This window comes from Streptomyces roseifaciens, assembly GCF_001445655.1.
Lineage (GTDB): Bacteria > Actinomycetota > Actinomycetes > Streptomycetales > Streptomycetaceae > Streptomyces > Streptomyces aureoversilis.
The window spans coordinates 38,948-62,372 of record NZ_LNBE01000003.1 but is presented as its reverse complement, the minus strand read 5'-3'; the positions used below and the strand labels follow the sequence as shown (position 1 = coordinate 62,372).

The 23,425-nt window shown below is 75.2% G+C and carries 16 protein-coding genes; 5 read left to right on the top strand and 11 right to left on the bottom strand.

Features of this window, described 5'->3' with window-relative positions; all coding sequences use genetic code 11:
• Window positions 1-31 precede the first annotated feature (31 nt).
• Entirely contained in the window at window positions 32-640 is a 609-nt protein-coding gene (locus tag AS857_RS06370) for an SRPBCC family protein (protein WP_079110131.1), read from the top strand.
• 83 nt (window positions 641-723) lie between these two features.
• Window positions 724-2,139: an MFS transporter gene (locus AS857_RS06365; protein ID WP_058042174.1), complete on the top strand. Its 1,416-nt coding sequence runs from the start codon at window positions 724-726 to the stop codon at window positions 2,137-2,139.
• A 365-nt stretch (window positions 2,140-2,504) separates the two neighbouring features.
• Here AS857_RS06365 and AS857_RS06360 read toward each other — a convergent pair whose 3' ends face one another.
• The 3 genes from AS857_RS06360 to AS857_RS06350 form a co-directional block, all read right to left on the bottom strand.
• Entirely contained in the window at window positions 2,505-4,019 is a 1,515-nt protein-coding gene (locus AS857_RS06360) for an FAD-dependent monooxygenase (protein ID WP_058042173.1), read from the bottom strand.
• A 77-nt stretch (window positions 4,020-4,096) separates the two neighbouring features.
• Window positions 4,097-5,728, bottom strand: coding sequence for a class I adenylate-forming enzyme family protein (locus tag AS857_RS06355; RefSeq protein WP_079110399.1), 1,632 nt, complete (start codon window positions 5,726-5,728; stop codon window positions 4,097-4,099).
• On the bottom strand, window positions 5,725-6,777 hold the full coding sequence (locus tag AS857_RS06350) for an arylamine N-acetyltransferase family protein (RefSeq protein ID WP_058042172.1): 1,053 nt from the start codon (window positions 6,775-6,777) through the stop codon (window positions 5,725-5,727). The genes AS857_RS06355 and AS857_RS06350 overlap by 4 nt, the downstream gene beginning before the upstream one ends.
• A gap of 1,010 nt (window positions 6,778-7,787) precedes the next feature.
• On the opposite strand from AS857_RS06350, the gene AS857_RS06345 reads away from it, so the two are divergent.
• Window positions 7,788-8,594 carry an NADPH-dependent FMN reductase gene (locus AS857_RS06345; RefSeq protein WP_058042171.1) on the top strand — a complete coding sequence of 269 codons (807 nt, stop codon included), beginning with the start codon at window positions 7,788-7,790 and terminating at the stop codon, window positions 8,592-8,594.
• On the opposite strand, the gene tal is transcribed toward AS857_RS06345, so the two are convergent.
• From tal to AS857_RS06320, 5 genes are all read right to left on the bottom strand, one after another.
• Complete coding sequence (gene tal / locus AS857_RS37300) at window positions 8,540-9,619, bottom strand: transaldolase (RefSeq protein WP_058042170.1); 1,080 nt, start codon at window positions 9,617-9,619, stop codon at window positions 8,540-8,542. The two genes, AS857_RS06345 and tal, sit on opposite strands and share 55 nt — an antisense overlap.
• A 617-nt stretch (window positions 9,620-10,236) precedes the next feature.
• Entirely contained in the window at window positions 10,237-10,746 is a 510-nt protein-coding gene (locus tag AS857_RS06335) for a transketolase-like TK C-terminal-containing protein (protein ID WP_058042169.1), read from the bottom strand.
• Entirely contained in the window at window positions 10,743-12,659 is a 1,917-nt protein-coding gene (locus AS857_RS06330) for an anthranilate synthase family protein (protein ID WP_058043945.1), read from the bottom strand. Before AS857_RS06330 ends, AS857_RS06335 begins: the two co-directional genes overlap by 4 nt.
• Before the next feature lie 236 nt (window positions 12,660-12,895).
• A complete protein-coding gene (locus AS857_RS06325) occupies window positions 12,896-13,576 on the bottom strand; it encodes an isochorismatase family protein (protein ID WP_058042168.1) in 681 nt (226 codons plus the stop codon).
• A gap of 6 nt (window positions 13,577-13,582) precedes the next feature.
• Entirely contained in the window at window positions 13,583-14,755 is a 1,173-nt protein-coding gene (locus tag AS857_RS06320; RefSeq protein WP_058042167.1) for a 3-deoxy-7-phosphoheptulonate synthase, read from the bottom strand.
• 404 nt (window positions 14,756-15,159) lie between these two features.
• On the opposite strand from AS857_RS06320, the gene AS857_RS06315 reads away from it, so the two are divergent.
• Window positions 15,160-16,341: a transaldolase family protein gene (locus tag AS857_RS06315; RefSeq protein ID WP_058042166.1), complete on the top strand. Its 1,182-nt coding sequence runs from the start codon at window positions 15,160-15,162 to the stop codon at window positions 16,339-16,341.
• Between the two features lie 380 nt (window positions 16,342-16,721).
• Here the strand turns inward: AS857_RS06315 and pabB are convergent, their stop codons facing one another.
• Together pabB and AS857_RS06305 are read right to left on the bottom strand one after the other, a co-directional pair.
• A complete protein-coding gene (gene pabB, locus AS857_RS06310; RefSeq protein WP_058042165.1) occupies window positions 16,722-18,815 on the bottom strand; it encodes an aminodeoxychorismate synthase component I in 2,094 nt (697 codons plus the stop codon).
• Between the two features lie 18 nt (window positions 18,816-18,833).
• Complete coding sequence (locus AS857_RS06305; protein WP_245699629.1) at window positions 18,834-19,523, bottom strand: 50S ribosomal protein L11 methyltransferase; 690 nt, start codon at window positions 19,521-19,523, stop codon at window positions 18,834-18,836.
• Window positions 19,524-19,898: 375 nt separating this feature from the next.
• Here AS857_RS06305 and AS857_RS06300 point away from each other — a divergent pair, with 375 nt between their 5' ends.
• Window positions 19,899-21,923: a helix-turn-helix domain-containing protein gene (locus tag AS857_RS06300; RefSeq protein WP_058042163.1), complete on the top strand. Its 2,025-nt coding sequence runs from the start codon at window positions 19,899-19,901 to the stop codon at window positions 21,921-21,923.
• Here the strand turns inward: AS857_RS06300 and AS857_RS06295 are convergent.
• Window positions 21,911-23,140: an IS701 family transposase gene (locus tag AS857_RS06295; protein WP_245699628.1), complete on the bottom strand. Its 1,230-nt coding sequence runs from the start codon at window positions 23,138-23,140 to the stop codon at window positions 21,911-21,913. The two genes, AS857_RS06300 and AS857_RS06295, sit on opposite strands and share 13 nt — an antisense overlap.
• Window positions 23,141-23,425: the final 285 nt, after the last annotated feature.

The window sequence follows — 23,425 nt, the reverse complement described above, 5'->3', positions numbered from 1 at the left end:
GGGGCCCGCAGGCCCGCGCACCCTGGAAGCTATGACTCCCCGAGCCACCGACGCCACCGACGCCGCCCACGTCGCCGATGCCGCCCACGTCGCTGACGCCGTCCACGCCGCTGACGCCGCCGCGATCCTCCGGGTGCAGGCCCGCATCCTCGTCGCTGCCGCGCCGGACGCCGTCTACGACACGGTCAGCGAACTCGCCCGCAGCGGCGAGTGGAGCCGCGAGTGCACCGGCGGCCGCTGGGTGTCCGGGACGCCGCGCACGGTCGGCGCCGTCTTCCGCGGCGAGAACCACCGCGGAGCGGACGTCGTGCCCTGGGCGCCGATCGTCCGCGGCCCCTGGACCACCGAATCCGAAGTCGTGGCCGCCGAGCCCGGGCGCCTGTTCCAGTGGGTCGTCCGCGACAGCGCCGGGCGCCGCCAGGACAGCACCTGGACGTACGAGTTCGAGGCCGCCGGGGACGGCTGCCTGCTCGTCCACCACTACCGGCTCGGCCGGCCCACCGAAGGGCTCGCGAAGATCTTCCGGCAGCTGGGCCCGGACGGGCAGCGGCGGTTCACCGCCGAGTGGAACCGCAAGCTCGCCGACGACGTGGCCGCGTCGCTGACCCGCATCAAGGACATCGTCGAACGGGCCGTCTGACAGGTCGGCGGAAAGGCCCGTCCCGCGAGGGCCGAAGGATGAGGGCCGAAGGATGAGGGCCGATGGATGAGGGATGAGGAGAGATGTCGAACCGAGCGGCGCCGTCCCGCCCTTGGGCCGAACCGTGGGACGCCGACGACCCGGGATTCTGGGCCCGGGGCGGGCGGCACGTGGCCCGGCGCAACCTGCTGCTGGCGGCGGTCTGCGGGCACCTGGGGCTGTCCGTCCGCGGCATGTGGCCGGTGATCGTGCTGTTCCTGCCGGCGGGCGGCGGGGCGGCGCCCGGGCCCGGGCCCGGTGAGAAGTTCTTGCTGCTCGTCACGCCCGTGGTCGCCGGGGCGGCGCTGCGCCCGGCCGCCGGGCGCGCCCTCGCCCGGCTGGGCGGCCGGGACCGCACCGCCGTCACCACGGCCGCCCTGGCCCTGCCCGGGCTCGCCGCCGTGTACGTCCTGCAGCGGCCCGGCGCACCGCTGTGGCTCCTCCTGGCCGCCGCCGCGACCGCCGGCGCCGGTGACGCCGCCGCGGCCTCCCCGGTCGGCGCCGCCGCGTCCTACCCGCGGCGCGCCCGGGTGCGGGCCCTCGCCCTCGCGACCGCCGGGGGCGACCTCGGGCTCGCCTCCGCCCAACTCGCCGGGGTACTCGCCGCCGTGACCGCGGGCGGCTCCTCCCCCGCGCGGATCGCCGCCGTCCACATACCGCTGACCGTGCTGGCGGCGCTGGTGGCCGCGCTGCGGATGGACAACCTGCCGGGGCCGGTCGGCGACGCGGATACGGCCGCCGGGGCGGGTGTGCGGCGCGGGGCGGGTGTGCGGCGCGGGGCGGGCGCGGATCCGCACCTGGTGTGGCTGTCGCTGCTGTCCCTCGCCACCGCCGGCTCGTTCACCGGCTACGGGCTCGCCTTCGGGCTGGTGCTACGGCACGAGTTCGGCGCCTCCGCCCTCGTGGCCCTCGTCTGCGCGCTGCCGGCCACGCTGCTCGGGGCGGCCGCCCGGCCCTGCGGCGCGTGGCTGGCCGGGCGGTGGGGAGGGGCACGGGTCACGCTGGGGAGCCTGTCGGGGATGGCGGTGGGTACGGCCGTGCTCGCCGCGGCGTCGTCGCGGGGCTCCGTGGGGGTGTTCGGCGCGGCGTTCACGGTGCTCGTCGTTCTCGGGGGCGTGGGTGCCGGTGCCGTCGTGACGGTCGCCCCCGCGGTGTTCGCCGCGCGGGCCGGAGAGGCCATCCTCTCCGGCCAGGACGCGAGGACCGCCTTCGCAGCCGCCCGCCGGCGCACCACCGGCGCCGCCGCCCTCACCGGCCCGGCCGGTGCGCTCGGGGCCGCCGCGATCGGCCTGTCCCTGGGCGCCGCCTACGACACCGGCTCCCCGGCCCCCGCCCTCTGGGGCCTCCTCGGCCTCTACGCACTGTGCGCGGCGGTCACGTGGACGGTGTACGCCCGCCGCGAGACGGTACCGGCGTCCCGGCGGTACCGGACGGGCTCGGGTGAGCCCGTCCACCCTTGACCGCCGCGGCGCCGATCAGCCGCCCGGTGCGGGTCGGCGGTGCCGAACAGGGTCACGGGTGAGCTCGGCACCGCCGAACACCACCATCGCAGCCAATCACCGCCGCGGCGGAAAGAAGGGCGCGAACAGCACCCTTCACCCGGGCCATTGGCGGACCGCCAAGGGGGCCGCACCTCTGAAATCGCCGCCGCGGCGATCAACCACCACGGCGCGGAACGGCGGTGCCGAACAAGCCCGCACAGGTGAGCTCGGCACCGCCGAACACCACCATCGCAGCCAATCACCGCCGCGGCGGAAAGAAGGGCGCGAACAGCACCTTTCAGCCGGGCCACCGGCAGACCGCCAAGGGGCCCGCACACTCCTCATCAGGAGAAGGGCCTCGTGGCGTGGGTCAGTTCCGTCTGTAGGTGGGGGGTGTCTTGGGCGTGGCCGTGGGCTGCTATGTGGCCGTCCGGGCGGATCAGGTAGTAGCCGGGGCGGTGGCAGTGGGTTGTGGGGGCTGTGGTGTTCAGGGGGAGGCGGTACGGGCGTATGCAGCGGTGGGTGGCAGCCAGTTGGGCGGCCTTCACCGACCACGCCGGGGGCGTTCCCGGGCGGAGGACCAGGGCCAGGGCCCACTCCGACGGGTCCGCTTCCGGGCCGCTGATGCCGTAAGCGAGGGCGAGCCCGCGGGGGAACAGGGCTCCCGCCCGTACGCCGCCCGTCAGGCGGCACGCCGCCGGGCGGGCAGGCTCCTGCGTGGCGCGCCGCGGCCGGTACGCGAGGCGGTGCCCCGCCATGACCGGCGCGTAGAAGCGCGTGACCGCCCCCGTCCGCTCCAGGAGCCGGAACGCGGCGTCGCGGGCCGCGATGCGCACCCGGCCGCCCGCCATCCACGCCCGCGTCTGCAGGTCCGTGTCGCGCAAGATGCGCCGGGTCGCTTCGGCGCGCTCGGGGCCGTAGTCGGCGAGGAGGGAGGCCGGGGAGTCGCCGTGGAGGACGGCAGCCAGTTTCCAGGCGAGGTTGTGCGCGTCCTGGAGGCCGTTGTTCATGCCCTGGCCGCCCGCGGGGCTGTGGACGTGCGCGGCGTCGCCGAGGAGGTGGACGCGGCCGTGCCGCAGGCTGCGGGCCCGGCGGGCGTGGACGTGGAAGACGGCCTGATGGACGGGCTCGGTGATGCGTACGCCGCCCGGCCCGCGCGCGTCGAGCAGGGCTTGGACGGCGGGGACGCCGGGGGCGGGCGCTCCGGCGGGCAGGGCGGTCAGGATGCGGAAGACGCCGCCGGGCAGGGGCACTACCACGAGGGTCCCGGACGGCGCCTGGTAGTAGTGGATCTCGCCGGGCGGGAGGTGTCCTTCGACGCGGGTGTCGAGGAGGGCGAAGGTCATCGGGTAGGTGGTGCCTTCGAAGGGCGTCCCGAGCCGCCCGCGGACGGTGCTGCTCGCGCCGTCGGCGCCCAGGAGGTACGGCGTGCGCCACGTTTCGCCGCGCCCGTCGGGGTGGCGCAGGAGCACCCGCAGCGTGTCGTCGTCCTGGGAGAAGTCCGCCAGCCGCACGCCCCGTTCGACGGTGCCGCCGAGCTCGTGCAGCCGCCGGGTGAGCAGCCGTTCCGTCTCGTACTGCGGAAGGTTGCGGGCCGCGCAGCCGGCGGGGAAGGCGAAGGCGGCGAGGGGGCGGCCGCCGGTGAAGTAGCGGTAGGCGTCGATGCGTACGGACGCGGTGCGCACGTCGTCGCCGATGCCGAGGTCGTCGAGGATGCCGAGCGCGCGGGGCCACAGGGACAGCGCCCTGGGGGTGTGCGCGGGGTGCGGCGCGCGGTCGACGAGGCGCACGGGCACGCCGCGGCGCAGGAGTTCGCAGGCGGCGAGGAGCCCGGTGGGGCCGGCGCCGGTGACGAGCACGGCGGCGCCGGACCCGGATCCGGACCCCCACCCAGATCCGGACCCGGACCCCGACCCGGATCCGGGTGCCGAACGGGTCACGGCGTCTGCCCCGCACTCCCGCCCACGGCCGTGCCCTCGCCCGCGCCCTCGCCCTCGCTTCCGCCCGCGCTCCCATCCAGCCTGCGGGCGAGTTCCAGGCGGCGCACCTTCATGGTGGCGGTGCGGGGCAGCGCGGACAGGGGCATCTGTACGGGCCCGGCGAGCTGCGGCCACTCGGCGGCGGCGGAGGCCCAGCGGCCGGGGTCGAGGGGTGCGTCGCCGCGGGTGCAGACCACGGGGACGGGCTCCTTGCGGGGCCCGGGCACGAGGACGACCTCGGCGAGTTCGGGCAGCCGGTCCATCAGCCGGTCCTCGACCTCCAGGGTGGAGCCGACGGCGGGGAGGACGTCGACCTCGCGGTCGAGCAGGTGCAGGCAGCCGAACCGGGTGCGGTAGCCGACATCGCCGGTCCGCCACCAACCGTCGCGCAGCTGACGTGCGAAGCGCTCGGGTTCGGCGAAGTAGCCGGTGGCCCGGCCCGGGGCGCGTACCTCGATGGCGCCGGGGCGTTCGCGCGTGGGGCGGTGCCCGCCGGGGGCGGCGAGACGCACGCGGACGCCGGGCAGGGGCAGGCCCAGGCAGCGGCCGTCGGCCCGGTGGACGGTGCGCGGGGTGTACCAGCGGCCGGAGAGCGGGCCGCACTCGCTCTGCCCGTAGAACTGGAAGAACCGCGGGGAGGCGCGGCGCGAGGCGAGCAGCAGCCTGCGCATGGTGGGCGGGTGGAGGGCGTCGAAGGTGGAGCTGAAGTACCGGACCGTGGCGAGGGGTTCGCGCGGGTCGTCCGCCAGTTCCTCCCAGGCCATGAAGGAGTTGGGGTGGGTCTCGACGAAGCCGGGGCGGGTGCGGGCGAAGAGGTCCGCGACGTGCGCCGGGCCGGAGTCGCCCACGATGACGAGCGGCATGCCCTTGGGCAGGGCGACGGCGAGCGCCAGGTACATCCGCGAGTGGACGGGGCTGAGGTGCGCCGCGTAGGTCTCGGGCGTACGGATCAGGGCGGCGAGCCCGCGCTGCGGTGCGTACCGGCCGTGGAGACTGGCCGCCGTGTGCACCACCAGCTTGGGCAGGCCGGTGGTGCCGGAGGTGTGGGTCATCAGTGCCGGGCGGTCCGCGGGCAGGAGCACGGGAGCGCGGCGCGGCGCACCGGCCAGGGCCGCGAGGGCGGTGCAGCCGGGGCGGGCGGGGCCGGTGGTGAGGACCGTGGCGGCGACGTCGGCGAGGTCGAGCGGCGCCAGGCAGGTGCGCAGCTTGTCGTCGTCGGTGATCAGGTGCGGGCGCTGCGGGCGGTGCGAGCGGTACGGGCGGCGCAACCGGCGCAGCAAGGCCCCGGCCGTGGCACCGTCGAGCTCCGGGGAGAGCAGGACGGGGACGGCTCCGATGCGGGCGGCGGCGCAGGCCAGCAGGTAGATGTCGAAGTTCGCGGCCTTGTGGACGGCGACGTGCTCCGTGGGGCGCACGCCTGCCGCCCACAGCCGGGCCGCCAGGTCGTCCACGTGCCCGGCGAGGCCGGTGTAGGTGAGTTGGCGGCCCGTGCCGGGCAGCGTGTCCAGGTCGTGGTCGAGCGTGACCGGCACGGGGCCGTGCGCGGCGGCCGCCCGTTCCGGGATCAGCCCGAGGCGGAGGCCCTTCATGAGGCCGTCCACGATGCGGCGTGCCGCTGCAGCAGGACGGACTCCTCGGCGGTGAGGGCGATGCCGAAGGTGCCGCGCAGGACGGGGCCGACCTCGTCGGGGGCGAGTTCGGTGCGCAGGAGACGGCCGTCGGCGTAGCGGGCGGCGAGGGTGCGGTCGGTGAGCGTGTGGCGGACGTGGTCGTCGCCGCGCTGGGCGACGAGGCGGCCGGTGAAGGGCGAGCGGGGGTGGTGGGACGTCCAGTAGTGGGCGGCCTCGAAGTCGTCGGGGACGTGGTGCTCCAGGCGCAGGGAGTAGACGTCGAACCAGCCGTCGGGGTGCAGGGAGCGCAGGACCCACTGCTCCGGGACGGCGGCCGCGCCGCGGCCCTCCGCCGCCGGTTCGAGGTCCAGGCGCCAGGTCCAGTCGCCGGTGGTGACCGTGGCGCCGGGGGCGAGGGGTACGGGTTCGAGGGGGCCTTCGTCGCCGAAGCCGACGTCGCAGAGCCAGGGGCGGCCGTCCGCCTCGACGACGAGGGTCGCGTGGGAGCGGCGGCGCACGCGGGTGCTGCCGCGGCGGACGCGGGCCAGGTGACGGACGACGGGGAACCCGAGGCGTTCGAGGACGGCGGCGAAGAGGAGGTTCTGCTCGAAGCAGTAGCCGCCGCGCCCCGCGCGGACCAGCTTGCGCTGGAGCGCGTCGGTGTCGAGCGGCATGTCCCGGCCGAGGAGGACGTCGACGTTCTCGAAGCTGACGGCGGCGGTGTGGGCGCGCTGGAGGGCGCGAAGCGTCGCGGCGGTCGGCGGGAGGGGGTGGACGGGGGTGGGGCGGGTAGGCCCGGTGGGGCGGGCGGGCCCGGCGAGGCCGGTCAGGTTGGTCGACCCGGCCAGGCCGGTCCTGGCGAGGTAGGCGTCCAGGTCGAGGGCGGCGGTGTCCCATGCGGCCGCGGCTGCGGCGGGTGGCCCGAGGGGTGGGCAGACGGGTGGCCCGACGGGTGGGCCCTCGGGGCCCGACCGGCCGGAGGGGCCGGCCGGCCCCGCGGGGCCCTGGATGACGGCGGTGTTCGGCATGGGCCGCGTGCTCCTTACTCCCGTGCGGGGGGGATGTGGTGCGGTGCGGTGCAGTGCAGTGCGGTTCCGGCGGGTGTACCGGGGGCCACTGCCCCCGCGGACCGCTGACCTGCAGGTTCGCTGGCCCGCGGACCTGCAGGCCCCAGGCCCACCGGTCCTCAGGTCCGCCGGTCCTCAGGTCCGCTGGTTCCGCCAGCCCGCCGACCTACCGGCCCGCCGGCCCGCCGGCCCGCCGACTGCTGACCGTCGGACCGCTGGCCCTCGGGCTGTTGACCCGTGAGCCGTTGGTCCGCGGACGGTTGATCTGCGGGCTGTCGTTCTGCGGACGTTGCCCCGGGGGCCATTGCCCCGGCGCCCGTTGGACCGCGGGCGTTGATCCGCGAGCCGTTGGACCGCGGACGGTTGATCCGCGGGCTGTCGTTCTGCGGACGTTGCCCGTGGGCCGTTGGCCCGCGAGCCGCTGATCCATGGGCAGTCTTCCTGCGGACGTTGCCCCGGGGGCCGTTGTCCCGGCGCCCCTTGGACCGCGAGCCCTTGGACCGCGAGCCGTCGTCCTGCGGACGGTGCCCCGGCGAGCGTTGGCCCGGCGAGCGTTGGCCCGGGGCCCGTGGCCCGGGGCCCGTGGCCCGTGGCCCGTGGCCCAAGGGCCCGTGACCCAAGGGGCCCTTGCCCCAGGGGCCTATTGGCACGCGGACCATTGGCACTCGAACCGTTGACCCTCGGGCCGTGGGGCCGTTCCGGGGGTCTCCCCACGGCCCGGGTGCCTGCCATCCTGGGCCGTCCGCGCGGCCGTGCCAACGCGCGGCGGCGGAGTGCGTCAGCCCGCCCGCCAGTGCGTCAAGTCGGGCCCGTACGGGGCCGGGTGACCTGACAGACGGGCCCCGGGGCGGGGGCGCGCCGCCCCGAGCCGATCTACCCTCAGGACCGTCCGGCAGGGCCGGAGGGCCGCCGTTCGCCGCGGCCCGCGCCGGCGCCGCGCCGGGGCCTCCGACGGAGAAGCGGGGACCGACATGACCAAGGTGGTACTGATCTCGGGCAGTCTGCGCGCCGCGTCGGTGAACTCGGCGGCGCTCAGGGCCGTGCGCCGCATCATCGGACGGACCCGTCCGGCCGCCTCGGTGGTTTCCCTGCCGATCGGCCGACTGCCGTTCTACAACGGGGACATGGAGGGCACCGGGACGACCCCGGCCGTGGCCGCCGCCCGCGCGCTGGTCGCCGGCGCCGACGCCCTGATGATCAGCACGCCCTGCTACAACGGCGCGGTGCCCGGCGTGCTGAAGAACGCCCTCGACTGGCTCTCCCGCCCGGACGGTGCGAGCCCGCTCACCGGAAGGGTGGTCGCCGTCCTGAGCGCCTCGCCAGGCGGACGGGGAGGCATCGACGCCCAGCCGGCGCTGTTCGACCTGCTGGACAGCTGCGAGGCGATCACGGTCGAGCACCCGCCCGTGGCCATCCGCCGGGCGCACCAGCGGCTCGACGCCGCGGGCGAGATGACCGACGGGGAAGCGGTACGGGCGCTGCGCGAGCTGGTCGACGCCACGTTCGAGGCGGTGGCCATCATGGAGGAGCAGCGCAGGTCGGTGCGGGAGCTGCACGCGCGCGTACGCGACGAGAGCGGCCCCGGACACGCAGGGGGCGGGCCCGTACACGAAGAGGGCGGGCCCGTACACGTAGAGGGCGGGCCCGTACGGGACGAGGCCATGCCCGTGCGGGAGCCCCGCGGCCCCGTGCGGGCTGCGCACGGGGCCGCGCCGCCGGCGCCTCAGCGGCGCGCAGACGCTCCGTCGAGGGCCAGCGTGACCTCGTCCAGGAGCTGATGCCAGGCGTCGTTGAGCTCCTTGAGCGCCTCGGTCTCCAGGCGCAGGGCCAGTTCGCCCTGGTCGATGCCGAACCACTCCAGGTGTCCGAGCAGCCGCCCGGCGGCGGCGTACGCAGCGGCATCGGGCGCGGTGCCGGCCGGTACGGCGCCCACCACGTCCGGTTCCTCCAGCAGCTCCTCCGGGACGGCCGTCACCGTGCCGCGCGTCAGCAGCGGGGCGGCGTAGTGCGTGGGCAGGAGCCCGGGGCCGGAGGCGGCCGTCGCGGTCCACAGCAGCCGCTGGGGGCGGGCCCCGTGCGCGGCCAGGGCGTGCCACCGGGGCTCGTCCAACAGGCGCTCGTACTGTTCGTGGAGCTGCCGGGCGGCCGCGACGGCGGTGGCGCCGCGCATGGCCCTGGCCTCCAGGGTGCCTTCGCGGTCGAGCAGGGCGTCGACGGCGGCGTCGACGCGGCTGACGGGGAAGGAGGCGACCGACGCGAGCGCGGGGAGATGACGCCCTGCGGCGCGCGCCCGTTCCAGCCCCTCCAGGTAGGCCTCGCCGACCTGCCCGTGGCGCGCGACGGACAGGACGAGGGTCGCGTTGACGTTGATGCCCTCGGCGAGACAGGCGCTGAGAGCCGTGAGGCCGGCGGGGGTGGCGGGGATGCCGAGCATGGCGTTGCGGCGGTCGACGGCCCGCCACAGTGCGCGGGCCTCGGCGAGGGTGGCCTCGCTGTCGTGGGCGAGGCGGGGGTCGAGGCTCACGGAGACGAGCCCGTCGACGCCCGCGGTCGCCTCGTGGACGGGCCGCAGGATGTCGCAGGCCCACCGGATGTCGTGGACGGCCAGGGCCTTCAGGGCCCGCTCGGCGGGGATGCCGCGCTCGGCGAGGTCGCCGAGCTGGCCCGTGTAGTACGGGCCGCGGGTCAGGGACCGGGCGAGGAAGGCCGGGTCGGAGACGACACCGGCGATGCGCCCCTGCCGGGCCAGTGCGGCCAGCCGGCCGCTCGCGAGCCGCTGCCGGGCGAGCCCGTCGAGCCACACGGAAACCCCGGTAGCCCCGGGCCCGCCGAACGCGGAGCCGCCAGCGCGGGGCTCGCCCGAGGCGGCAACGGCAGCACGGGACCCACCCGAAACGCCACCGGCCGCCCGAGACCCGCCCGAAGCACCGCCGCCAGCACAGCGCTCACCCGAGGCCGCACCGGCAGCGCCGGACCCACCCCAAACACCACCGGCCACGCAAGGCCTGCCCGAAACACCACCGCCACCACAGGACCCACCCGAAGGACGTGCCGTCCCACCGGAAACGCCATAGCCGCCGCCACCGGAACCGCCGCCGGGACCGCCGTCGGCTGCGCCCGGCCTGCCCGGGGCCGCGGTCGGGCACCACCCGTGCGCAACCCTGCCACCGTCCGCTCCCTCCGAAGACCGGTCGGGGCCTCCCCGGGCGCCGTCGGCGCCGCGGGACCTGTCCGGGCCCGCGGCGACTGCGTCGTCGGTTCCGTTCGAAGGCCGGGCCGGGCCCCGCGCGTTCGGACCCCTGTCGGCCCCGGCCGGGCCCGGGCCGACCACGGGGCCCCCGGCAGGCCCCGGCCCGCCGGCCGGGCTCGCCGGGGCCGCCCCCACCCCCTCGTGGCCGCGCCCGCGGCCGTCGGCGGGCGTCACCGCCTGCCCCTTCCCGTGGTGCGGGACAGGGCCGCCCGGGCCGCGGCCGCCACCCGTTCCGGGGTGAGGCCGTGGTGGCCGTACAGAACCTGGCCGTACAGACCTTGGCCGTACGGGCCCCGGCCGGGCGTGCCGGTGTCGAAGTGGTCCAGGCACACGTGCTCGCCGGTTCCGCCGAGGAGCTGGTACCGGCCCACTTCCGCGGCCGCCCCCACCGAGACGGTGGCGGGCGCGCCGGGCGGCAGGACGGCGTCGCGGTAGGCGCTGCTCTGCCGGTGGAACCACGCGGCGCAGGGCATCGACACCACGCGCGTGGCGATGCCCTCGCGCTGCAGGATGCGGCGGGCGTCCAGGGCGGTCGGCACCTCGCCGCCCGCGGCGACGAGGACGACGTCGGGGGCCGCGGCGGCCCGGTCGGCGTCGTGGGCCTCGGCGAGGACGTAGCCGCCGCGGTCGGCACCGTCACCGGCGGCGACGGGGATTTCGGTGATCTGGGCGGGGTTCATGCGACGGGCACCTCCGGAGCGAGAGCGGCGAGCAGGCCGCCCACGATGCGGGGTCCTCCTTGAGTGAGGACCGATTCCGCGTGGAACTGCATGGAGGCGAAGTGGGGCCCGCGCAGCGCGTGCACCTCGCCGGTGAGCGGATCGCGGCTGACGCCGATCGTGCCGATGCCCTCCACGTCCACGCTGTCGCGGTCGCTGCGGGCGGCGAAGGTGTTGTAGAAGCCGACGCGCTCGCGGCTGCCGAAGAGGTCGATCTCGCGCTGGACGCCCTGGTTGGGGACGTCCCGGCGGACGAGTTCGAAGCCGAGGGCGAGGGAGAGCACCTGGTGGCTGAGGCAGACGGCGAGGAAGGGTCGCCGCTCGTCCAGGAGAGCGCGGACGGCGCCCCGCAGGTGGGCGATCTTGGGGTGGCGGCCGTCGCGCGGGTCGCCGGGGCCGGGCCCCATCACGACGAGGTCGTGCCCGCCGAAGACGTACGGCTCGTCGAAGCGCCTGACCGTCACCGTCAGCCCCATGGCGCGCAGCTGATGGCCGATCATGGAGGTGAAGGTGTCCTCCGCGTCGACGACCAGGACGCGCCGCCCGGCCAGGCCGGGTGCGGTGAGCGCCCGGTCGGCCTCCTGGGCGAGCCAGAAGCCGGCGATGCTGTCGTTGCGCTGTTCCAGGGCGGCGCGGACGCTCGGGTGACCGCCGAACCGGGCGGCGCCGCCGGACTCCAGGGCGGAGATCAGCCCGGCGGCCTTGGCGCGGGTCTCGGCGACCTCGGAGACGGGGTCGGAGTGGCGCACGAGGGTCGCGCCCACCCCGATCCGCACGCTCCCGGTGCGGTCGATGTCCGCGGTGCGAATGAGGATCGACGAGTCCAGGGTGCGCTCGCCGTCCGCGTCGCGCCCGACGAGGGCGAGGATGCCGCTGTAGTAGCCGCGGCCCTGCGGCTCGTAGCGGTCGATGACCCGGCAGGCGCTCTCCAGCGGGCTGCCGGTGACGGTGGGCGCGAACATCGTCTCGCGCAGGATCTCGCGCGGGTCGCGGTCGGTGGTGCCCTCGATGAAGTACTCGGTGTGGGCGAGGCGCGCCATCTCCTTGAGGTAGGGGCCCACGACGCGGCCGCCGCCCGCGCAGATGCGGGCCATCATCTTCAGTTCCTCGTCGACGACCATGTACAGCTCGTCGGCCTCCTTGCGGTCGGCGAGGAAGTCCATGACCTCGGGCAGGCTGGGCCCGGCGGCGGGATAGCGGTAGGTGCCGCTGATGGGGTTCATCACGGCGGTGCCGCCGCGGACGCTGATGTGCCGCTCGGGCGTGGCTCCCACGAACGTCCGCTCGCCCGTGTGCACGACGAAGGTCCAGTAGGCACCGGACTCGCGCTCCAGGAGGCGGCGGAAGAACGTCAGGGCGTGGGCGGGGGTGTAGCCGTCGATGCCGGCGAGGAAGGAGCGCTTGATGACGAAGTTCGCGCCCTCGCCCTCGCCGATCTCGTCGGCGACGACCCGGCGGACGGTGTCCGCGTACGTCTCGTCGTCCATGTCGAAGTGCCCGCCGGACAGGGTGATCGGCGTCTCGGGGATCCGGGCGAGGACCTCGGCGAGGGGCAGGACGGCCTGCTGGGTGACGGTCATGGCGAGCAGCGGCGCGCCGTCGTCCGCGCCGCGGAAGCCCCGTTCGGCGATCTGGCGGTACGGGACGATCGCCAGGACGTCGTGCGAGGCGCCGCGGGGTGCCGCCCCGGTGGGCGCGTCCTCCAGGGGGATGGACGCCAGGGTCTCCGGCCGGGAGATCTCGCCCAGGAGGAGTTCGACGGCGCCCGGTCCGGTGGACTCGGGGCGGTGGAGGAGGGCGAAGGCGGGCGGCCGGGGGCCCAGCACCCGGGCGAGCAGGTCGCCGGCGGCGCTCGCGGTCATGTCCTCGGTCATGTCCTCGGTCGTGTCCTCGGTCTTGTCCTCGGTCATGTCCTCGGTCGTGTTCACGGTCGTGTTCACGGTCGGGTCCGATCCTTTCCGGTCGGCGCCGGTACGGGCGGGGCCGGTACGGGCGGGGCCGGTACGGGCCGCCCTGCCCTCGTACGCCCTTGTCCCCGTACGCGCAGGGCTCGTACGGACAGGGCTCGTACGGACAGCGCTCTTGCGCGCAGCGCTCGTACGGTCGGCGCTCATACCGCCGCTCCCCGTACCGCGAGCGTGTCCGCAGGACCCCCCGCGCCCTGCAGCCGGCCCAGCATGTCCTCGGTGGTGGTGACCACGGCGCAGCGCGCCGCCGCGTACTCCAGGGCGAGGCGGTGGTACGCGGCGGAGAAGTCGGCCACGGCGTCCGCGACCAGGAACGGGCGGATGTCGTTGGTGAACGCGTCGACGGCGCTCATCAGAACGCCGACGTGGGCGTACACCCCGCAGACGATCAGCTGGTCGCGGCCGTTGGCGCGCATCCGCCCGAGCAGGTCGGAGCGGAAGAAGGCGCTGTAGCGCCACTTGGTGAAGACCCAGTCCCCGGGGGCCGGGGCGAGCGGCTCGACGACGCGCCGGTCGGCGGGGTCGACGCGCATCCCCGGGCCCCAGAAGTCCTTGAGCAGGCCGCGCTGTTCGTCGTTCATGCCGCCGGGCTGCGCCGTGTACGCGACGGGGATGCCGAGCGCGGCCGCGGTCCCGCGCAGCAGGGCCGCGTTGGCGACCAGTTCCTCGCGCGGGTGCTCCGGCAGGTGTCCGACGAAGTAGCGCTGCATGTCGTGGATCAGCAGGACGGCGCGGGCCGGGTCGGCGCCCCAGTCGGCGGTGTTCCCGGGCAGGTCGCCCGGGGTGGGCATCGGGTAGGGCTCGATGGGGGGAATGCCTGCCATGGTGGATCAGCCCTCCCAGGCCGAGACGACGGAGATGGCCTGCTGCGGATTGAGCCGGGGGTCGCAGAAGCTCGTGTACTTGTCGCCCACGTGGTCGAGCTCGGACTCGTTGCGGACGCACTCGGTGACGTGCTCGGGCGTGGTCTCCAGGTGCAGGCCGCCCGCGGTCCCCCCGGAGGTCCGCACCGCGCACTGGAAGTTGCGGACCTCGCGGATCACCGTGTCCAGCAGGCGCGTCTTGAGGCCGTCGGGCGCGGTGAGGGTGTTGCCGTGCATCGGGTCGGTGAGCCAGATGACGGGGTGCCCGGCGTCGCGGACGGCCGTCACGAGCGGGGGCAGCTTCTCGCCGACCTTGTCGGCGCCCATACGGGCGATGAGGGTGAGCCGCCCGGGCTGCCGCCCCGGGTCGAGGAGCTCGCACAGGGCCAGGATCTCGTCCGTGGTCGTCGTGGGCCCGACCTTGCAGGCCACGGGGTTGGCGACGGCTGCCAGCAGGGCGACGTGCGCGCCGTCCGTGCGGCGGGTGCGCTCGCCGATCCATGGCCAGTGCGTGGAGGTGAGCAGGGGGCGGCCGTCCTCGCCCGCGCGGACCATGGGCAGCTCGTAGTCGAGCAGGAGCGCCTCGTGGCTCGTCCACACCGGCGGGCAGACGCCCGAGCGGCGGGACGGGTCCAGCCAGCCGAGGTGCGTCATGGCCTCGCCGGCCGCCAGGTAGCCGGAGAGCAGGCGCTGCGGGTCCGGGCGGCGGCGCTCCGGGTGGGGCTCCGGGTTGTTGACCATGTGGCCCCGGTAGACGGGCAGTTCCGTCCCCGCGACGCGCTCGGTGGCGCTGGAGCGGGGCTTGGCGAACTGCCCGGCCATGCGGCCCGCGCGGACCACCGGCTTGTGGGCGACCATCTTCAGGACCCCGGCCAGGACGTCCAGGAGGCCGGCCTTGCGGGCGACGTAGCCCGAGGTGCACTCCGCGGGGTCCTCCGCGCAGTCGCCCGCCTGGATCACCTGGGCGGCGCCGCGGGCGACCTCGGCGAGGTGGTGGCGCAGGGTCCCCACGTCGTCGGCGCGGACGAGGGACGGGCGGCGCGCCAGCTCCTCGCGGACCCGGCGCACCTGGGGGGCGTCGCCCCAATCGGGCTGCTGGAGAGCGGGTTTGTCCTGGACGTCGAGCAGAGCGTCGGTCATGGGATTCTCCAAAAAACGCTTAAGTGACTGCTCTTGAGAACAAGCAAGCATGCAAGGCAAAGCAAGGGGCGTGCCCGGGTTCGTCAGCGGCGGCTCCCTGGGGTGCCGGGGCGAGTGGCAGGGGTGGTGTCGGTGGTGTCGGTGGTGTCGGTGGCGTGCGGGCTTCGTCCGGCCGCGGACGCGGTCGGTTCTCGATCGTCCGAGAAGGCCCCTGTTCCGCCAATGCCGCCCCGTTCACTCCGTCAGATGGGGTCCGAATCCATCAGATGGCTGTCAAGGCTCCGTTCGCGCCAAGTTGACGGAGTACCGACAAGCTGTTCCCGCGGCGCCCCGGAGCGGACTTACTGTCGTGCTCTCTGCCCTACGTGTTTCCGCGGCCGATCCGGAGAGGGGGCGACCCTGCCATGGGAGAGCGCACGGTGACGTCTGGTGGTGAGGTCCTGCGGGAGCTCCTCGCGGAAGGCGTCTCCCCCTGGCTCGACGGCCTGCGCCGCTCGCTCCTCGCCTCCGGCACCCTGGCCCGGCTCGTCGCCGATGGCGAGGTGCGGGGGGCCACGTCCGACCCCGGGGCGCTCGCCGCCGAGGTCGCCGACGGCACCGCCTACGGACAGCAACTGGCCCATCTGGCCTGCCGGTCCGTCCCGCCCGCGACCGCGGTGCAGGCGCTGTGCGCCTACGACCTGCGCGCCGCGTGCGACGAGCTGCGGCCGGTTTTCGCCGCCACGCAGGGGCTCGACGGGCACGTGTCGATGGGCCTGGACCCATGGCTGGCGGCCGGCACCCGCGTCACGGCCGGCGCCTTCGCCGACGCCGCGGCCGCCCTGCACCGGGCCGCCTGCCGGCCCAATGCACTGGTGAAGATCCCCGCCACGGACGAGGGGCTCGCCGCCATCGGAGCGTGCCTGGCCCGCGGCATCGGCGTGCACGTCACCGGCATCTTCTCCGTGCGCCGCTACGAGCAGGTCGTGGACGTGTGGTTCGCCGGCCTGGAGCGGGCCCGGGCCGCCGGCCTGGACCTGTCCGCGATCCCCTCGCTCGCCTCGCTGCCCGTGGCCCGGATCGACGCCGAGGTCGACGCGCGGCTGCGGGCGGGTCGTGCGGGCGGTGCGGGCGGTGCGGGCGGTGCGGGCGGTGCGGCGGTCCAGGGGACGCGGGGCACCGCCGCCCTGGCCATCGCCCGGCTCGTGTACCGGCGCTACGAGGAAGGGCTGGGCAGCGCGCGCTGGCGGGTCCTGGCCGCGGCGGGGGCCCGCCCGCAGCGGGTGATGTGGTCCGTCGGCTCCCCCGTGGAGACGGAGCCGCGCGGCGTGCCGTACGTGGAGTCGCTCGTGGCCTGGGGCACCGTCAGCGCGATGCCGGAGACGACGCTGGCCGCGGCGGGGCGGCGCGGGCGCCTGCGCGGGGACACGCTGACGGGGCAGGAGGGGGCGGCGCGGGCCGCTGTGGTGCGGTTCGAGGCGGGCGGGGTGTCGTTCGACGAGGTGGCGGGGGCGCTGGAGGCGGAGAGTGCGGTACGGGTGAGAGGTGCGTGGGGGGCGTTGCGCGGGGCCGTGGCGGATCGGTTGCGCGGGGGGTCGGGCGGGTGAGCGGGTGGTGCGGGGCCGGGGCCTCCGGGGCAGGGGTCCGGGACCGTATATTTTCGGGCCCGCGCCCGGCGCCGCCCTGGCGCCCCCTGCCCCGCCGGACCCGCAAATACACGTCAGCGTCCCGGACCCCTGCCCCTGCGGCCCCGCCCCCTCCCGTCTCCTGCACCCGGTCCCCCGGTGGGTGGTGGGTGGGCGGGCGCCGGCCTTTCCTGTCCCTTGCCGCCTGTGGGTGGGCTCCGCTGCCTTCCCCCGGCGGGTGGTCACGTGAGTGGGCGGGCGGACGCCTACCCTTCCCGTCCCCTGCCGCCGGTGGGTGGGCTCCGCTGCTTTCCCCTGGCCGGTGGTCACGTGAGTGGGCCCGCCCCGCCCGCTTCGTCCCGTCAGATCGTCACCCTGTCCCTCGTCCCGTGCCGGTCCGGGAAGTCCGTGCCCGTAATTGCGGTGAGCGGGGCCGCCTTCACGGCCGTCTCCTCGTACTCCTCCTCCGGGTCGGACAGGGCGATGATCGCGCCGCCCACCCCGTACCGGACCCGGTCCGCCGTGACCACGGCCGTGCGGATCACGACGCTCAGGTCGACCGCGCCGCTGAGCGAGAAGTAGCCGATCGCGCCCGCGTACACGCCGCGCGGTCCCTGTTCCAGGCGTTCGATGATCTGCATGGTGCGGACCTTGGGCGCGCCCGTCATCGAACCCGGCGGGAAGGCCGCCCGGACGCAGTCCACGGGCGAGCGGTCCGGGCGCAGCGTGGCCCGTACCGTGCTCACGAGCTGGTGGGCCTTGGCGTAGCTCTCGACGCGGAAGACGTCCTTCGCCTCGACGGAGCCGACTTCGGCGCAGCGGCCGAGGTCGTTGCGGACCAGGTCCACGATCATCAGGTTCTCGGCCCGGTCCTTCTCGCTGGCCGCCAGGTCCGCGGCGAGCAGGGCGTCCTCCTGCGGGGTCGCGCCCCGCGGGCGGGTGCCCTTGATGGGGCTGGACTCGGCCCGGCCGTCCCGGTCGATGCGCAGGAACCGCTCGGGCGAGGTGCTGAGGACCGAGAGGCCGCCGAAGGACAGGAGCGCGCCGAACGGGGCGGGGCTGGTGCGGCGCAGGAAGCGGTAGCCCTCCCAGGGGTCCAGGGTGCCGGTGGCCTCGGCCATGTTGGTCAGGCAGACCTCGTAGGTCTCCCCGGCCGCGATCTGCTCCTGGCACTCGTCGATCAGCTGCAGGTAGGCGTCGCGGCCGTGGCGCAGCCGGAGTTCGCCGAGCGCGCCGGGGCGGCCGGCGGGAAAGGGCCGCAGTCCGGCGAGGGCCGTGAGTTTGCGGGCGGTGGCGTCGAGCCACGAGCGGGCCGCGGTCTCGTCGCCGTCCTCGGCGAGTGCGAGGAGGTGGGTGGTGGCGGTCGTGTGGTCCAGGACGAGGGCCCTGTCCGTGAAGACCATGGTGGCGTCCGGCTCGTCGGGCCGGTGGCCCGGTTCGCCGCCGCACTCCGCCTTCAGGCCGTAGCCGAGGTAGCCCACCCAGCCGAGTGCGAAGTCGCAGGGCAGGGCGGGGGTCTCTGCGGTGCGGGTCGCTTCCAGGTCCCGGGCCAGCCAGTCCAGGAAGCCTCCTGTCACCACCTCGGTGCCGTGCCGGCCGCGGACGGTGACCGTGCTGCTGTGGACGTCCGCGGAGGCGATCCGGGCGAGCGGCCCGGAGGCGTCCCCCATGACGGAGAAGCGTCCGGTGGGGCCGTCGCGCCTGCTGCTGTCGAGCCAGTAGGCGTGCGGGCCCCGGCGGAAGAGGCGGTCGAAGACGACCTCGTCCTCCCAGCGGGTCGGCAGGGCCGCGGTGAGGACCCGCAGGCGGCGCCCGGGCGGCGGCTTCTCCGGTGTGCGGAGGGCCGCGGGGCGGGGCCCTGTGCTCCGCCGCACCCCGTGGTGGCGCTCCGTCATGCGGCGAAAGTTGTCCAGAATGCGGTGCCCGTACGCGCTGCCGATCGACTCGGGGTGGAACTGCACCCCCCACAGCGGGAGCTCACGGTGGCGCAGCCCCATGACCGTGCCGTCGGCGGTGCGCGCCGTCACCTCCAGGGACGCGGGCGGCCTGCCGACGGCCAGCGAGTGGTAGCGCGCGGCCGCGAAAGGGGACGGCAGTCCCTCGAAGAGGCCGGTGCCGTCGTGGTGGACGGGCGAGACCCGGCCGTGGCGGGGCTCGGGCGCCCGGCCGACTTCGCCTCCGTACACCAGGGCGATGCCCTGGTGGCCGAGGCAGACGCCGAGTGTGGGCAGCGTGCCGTGGCGCAGGATATCGGCGCAGATTCCGAAGTCGGCCTCGCGTTCCGGGGTGCCGGGTCCGGGCGAGAGGACGACATTGTCGAATTCGGCGAGCCGACCGGTTTTCCAGAACGGGTCGTCGTTGGTGACGACTTCGGGTTCCCGGCCGTTGACTTCGGCCAGATAGTGGAACAGGTTGTAGGTGAAGGAGTCGTAGTTGTCGACTAATAACGTACGCACGTATCCCCCGTTTCGGCGTTATCGGACGACTTCCGGGCGGCGGGCGGAATCCGCCGCCGGGGTCACCTCCAGCAGCATGTGCTCGACTTCGTGTTCGCCTTCCCGTACGACGGTGCGGCGCACCACGTCCAGCCGGCGGCCGCACCGGTCCGCGATGCGGCGCAGGGCGGGCACGTCCCCCCGGCTGCTGAAGTGCAGCAGGACCGTGCCGCCCGGGGCCAGCAGGCCGGGCGCCTCTTCCAGGAAGCGGCCGTGCGCCGCATAGCCGGGGTCGACGTAGGCCCGCTCGTGCATGGTCCGGGGCTGGTACTCCGCCGGCGCGAGCACGTAATTGGAGGACCAGAAGACCGTGTCGAACCTTTCTCCCGGATCCAGCCGGTCGAAGAGGTCGCTGCGGAGGACGCGGACCCTGCCGGACACTCCGTGCCGGGCCGCGTTCATCGAGGTGTTCAGTACGGCCGCGGGATTGATGTCGGCGGCGACCACGCGGGTGCAGCCCGCCAGGGCGGCGGCGACGGCGACGACGCCGGTGCCGCTGCCGATCTCCAGCAGCGATCCGCGCAGGGCACCCGGTGCCCCGGAGAACCGCGGGGAGTCCTTCTCCGCGGACGTCCCGGCGAGGCCGAGCAGGTCGAGTGCGATTCCCGTCGCCGGCGAGTAAATCGGAGCAAATACTTCCGGTAAGAGATCCCACTCGCGGCCGCACATCGTGAAAGCAGCCGGCCGGTCCTCCCGCACACGCGCTTGACGGCTGCGTTCGAGAGAGAGTCTGTAGTCGCGTACCCCCGTCATACCGAGCCCCCTGATTCGGCGACAACTCCCGGCGGCGTGCCGGGTGTTCATCAACCTTCACCTATAAGGGCACTTAACAGGAAGGTGATCCAGTAACACACCGTCGGGATTCGGCGGTGGTCCGGACACCACCGGACGCACCCCGCCGCGCCTGCGACGGCCGCCACCGCCGTCTTGATCGGCTGTGGTTGACGCACCACTGCCCGTGTGCATAGCTTCCCCGCATACCGTGCCGCGGCTCTATCCGTGCGGCAGAGCGCACCGGACCCGGGGGGCATCGTGTCGCAAGGCATGTCCGAGGACGGCATATTCGCCGTGCTGGAGCTATTGGCCGCCGGGGCACCGGCCCAGGAATACGAAGCCCTCGTCGAACGGATCCGCCGCGCCGGCGCACAGCCGCGACTCCTCGACCGGCTCGGCGACGCCGTCCAACTCGGCCTGTCCATAAGAACGTGGACGGAGCGTCAGCAGCAGCGCGAGGCGGGCATGTCCGCGCTCATCGACACCGCGCGCGACCTCGCCACCCCGCACGACCTCGACACCCTCCTGAAGGTCATCCTCCGGCGGGCCCGGCGGCTCCTCGCCGTCGACATGTCGTACATCGGGATGTACGCCGAGGGCGAGCGGTACGTGAGCATACGGGCCGCCGACGGCCACACCACCGCGCTCAACGTGGGCCTCCGGCTGCCCGGCGGCAGCGGGCTGGGCTCCGCGGTCATGGACAACCCCTCGCCGTTCTGGACCCCGGACTACCTCGCCGACGAGCGCATCCAGCACAGCGGCGAGATCGACTACGTCGTCAAGGCCGAGGGGCTGCAGGCCGTCCTCGCCGTCCCGCTGAGCCGCGGCGCGCGCCCCTTCGGCACCCTCTACGTGGCCGAGCGCAAGGTCCGGCACTTCACCACCGACGAAATCGCCCTCCTCAGCTCCCTCAGCGACCTGGCCGGCGTGGCCATCGAGAAGGCCGAGCTGCTGGACCGGACCACCGCCCTGGTGGCCGAGCTGGAGCAGCACTCGACCCGCGTCGAGGCCGGGCTGCGCAGCGCCCAGGAGCTGAGCGACGCCCAGCACCGGCTGATCCAGCTGGTGCTCGGCGACTGCAACCTGGACGCCCTCGCCCGCGCCTCCGCCACGGAGCTGGGCGCCGCGGTCCAGGTGTGCGCCGCCAACGGCACCGTCCTCACCTCGGCGGGGCTGGTCCGGGAGGCCGCGAAGGACGAAGGGGACGCCGGGGACGCCGAGGGCGCCGAGGGTGCGGACGACGACGGGGAGGCGGCCCCGGTCGAGACGCTGCTGGTGCCCGCCGCCATGGACGCCCACGCCGCCCGCGAGCCCGTGGCCCTCGCCGACGGCCTGTGGGCCGTGCCCATCTCCGCGGGCACCGGAAGCAACCTCGGCACCCTGCTGCTGCGCCCCGACCGCCCCGACGCGGTGCAGGACGAGCGGCTGCTGCGGCTGGTGGCCCAGGTCATGGCCGTGCAGCTGCTGGTGGAGAGCAGCCGGACGGCGATCGCCGAGGGGCAGGTGCGCGACGACTTCCTCGCCGACCTGCTGGCGAGCCCGCAGCGGCCGCCGCACCAGCTCGAACAGCACGCGCGGCGGCTCGGCATCAACCTGAGCAAGCCGCACGTCGTCGTCGTGGCGCGCCCCGAGGGCGACGCCCGCGGCAAGATGGCCATCTGGGCGTCCTCCTACGCGCACCGGCTCAGCGGGCTGAAGAGCATGCACAACGGCTGCGCGGTGCTGCTGCTGCCTGGCACGGACCCGGGCGGCGCGGGCCGCGCCGTCTCCGCGGAGCTGTCGCCGCTCCTCGGCCACCCGGTGACGGTGAGCTCGGCGGGCCCGGTCGCGGGCCCGGCCTCCGTCCACCACGGCTTCCAGGAGGCGCTGCGCTGCCTGGACGCGATGACCTCGCTGGGGGTCATCGGCCGTTCGGCGTCGGTGCGCGAGCTGGGCTTCCTCGGGGTGCTGCTCTCCGACAACCACGACGTGGAGGGCTTCGTCGACTCGGCCATCGGGCCGGTGATCGACTACGACCAGCAACGGTTCACCGACCTGACGCGCACGCTGGAGACGTACTTCGAGGCGGGCGGCAGCCCGACGAACGCGGCCAAGAAGCTTCATGTGCACCCCAATACCGTGGCCCGTCGCCTGGAGCGGATCAGCGAGCTGCTGGGGCCGCAGTGGCAGCAGCCCGAGCGCGCCCTGGAGGTGCAGCTGGCCCTGCGGGTCTTCCGGGTGCGGCACAGCCTGCGGATGCGGGACCGGGCCGGGCCCGGGCCGGGCGGGGACACCCCCGGGGCTCAGGAGACGTAGCCGAGCGGGAGGCGCTCCTCCGGCCCGCCGGTGAGCGCGGCGACGGCGTGGGCCGCGGAGGCCAGCGTCACGTGCCGGTGCCAGCCGCTGAACGAGCGGCCCGCGAAGTCCCGGACGCCGACCTCGTCGGCGATCTCCCGGAAGTCCCGGTCGACCCGGTCCAGGAGCTTGCCCAGCCGTACGAGAGCGGCGGGCGGGACGTTGACGAGGTCCGTCAGCCACAGCTCGGCCGGCCAGCGGTGGCCGTTCTCGCCCACCCCCAGCAGGAGTAACTCCCTGCGCCGCACCGGCCCGGGCGCGGCCGCCGTGCGCAGCGCGGGCAGGCCCACGCGGACGGCCGCGGTCAGCGAGGTCCGCACGACCCGCGAGGGACCGTGGTCGCGCCACATCACCGGGCGGCGCATGTCGCGGGCCGCGCCGAGGATCTGGTGGGCCGGCAGCGCCTCGGAACCGCGGCCGGGCACGGCCGGGTCCGCCACGGTCAGCCGCAGCGAGTTGCTGATGCGCACCAGGGCCGGCACCCCGGAGGCGCGCAGCCGCAGCAGGGCCGCGGGGGCGTCCATGTCGCGGGCGTCCAGCACGAGCGGGCGCAGCGGCAGCCCCCAGTCGCGCATCATCCCGGCGTACGCCTCCACCGTGCACTCCCCCAGGGTCTCGGGGCGGACGGAGTCGGGGATGCAGGCCTGGCTGCGGCGCAGCCCGTCCTGCAGCCAGGCGTCGGAGAGGTGCAGCCGCCAGTTGACGGGGGTGCTGTGCTCGGCGGAGGCGGCCCAGACGCCCACGGCCTGCTGCGCGTTGAGCACCTGGCCGACGGCCGGGCAGAAGCGCCGGTCGACGCCCACGGAGTTGTCCCCGGCCTTGGGGATGACCATCGGCCGGACGACCCACGCGTGCGGCGGCGCGACCCGGGTCAGGTAGTGGGCGAGGGCGCGGCGCACCGGGGCCCAGTCCCAGGTGGAGCTGGAGATGAAGTGGTGCAGGCTCTGCTCGGCGGCCTGGCCGCCGATGAGCGCCGCGATGTTGCGGATGGACTTGCGCCCCTGGGTCCCGAGCAGGCCGCGCACGTAGGCCTCGCCGCGCCGGCGCTGGTCGCTGCGCGGCAGCGAGGCGAAGAGCGCGGAGCACAGCTCGGCCAGGACCGCGTCCCGGGTCCCGGGGCAGGCGGGGGCGGGCGCCTCGTGCCGGGCGGTCCGCGGATAGAGAGCAACACCACTCATCGGAATCCCCCATCTCGGCTGCTGGTGGCACTGTCAACGGTGCGCGTGCGCACCCCCCGGCGCCCAGGTGTCAAGGGCACCCCCGTGGGCCCTCGTTTGGTGGTCCCACCACCACCCGGGGCTCTCCAGGGGCTCTGTGGGAGGCCCGGAGGGCCCGGGAGGTGTGCCCGGACCACCACCCCGGCGGCGGGTCGGGGGGCCAGTCGGCGGACGGGGTCGAAGCCGCGCGGGGCGTTGCGGATACGGTGGTCCCATGCACCGGCGCGGACGGCCCCTCGGGGATGT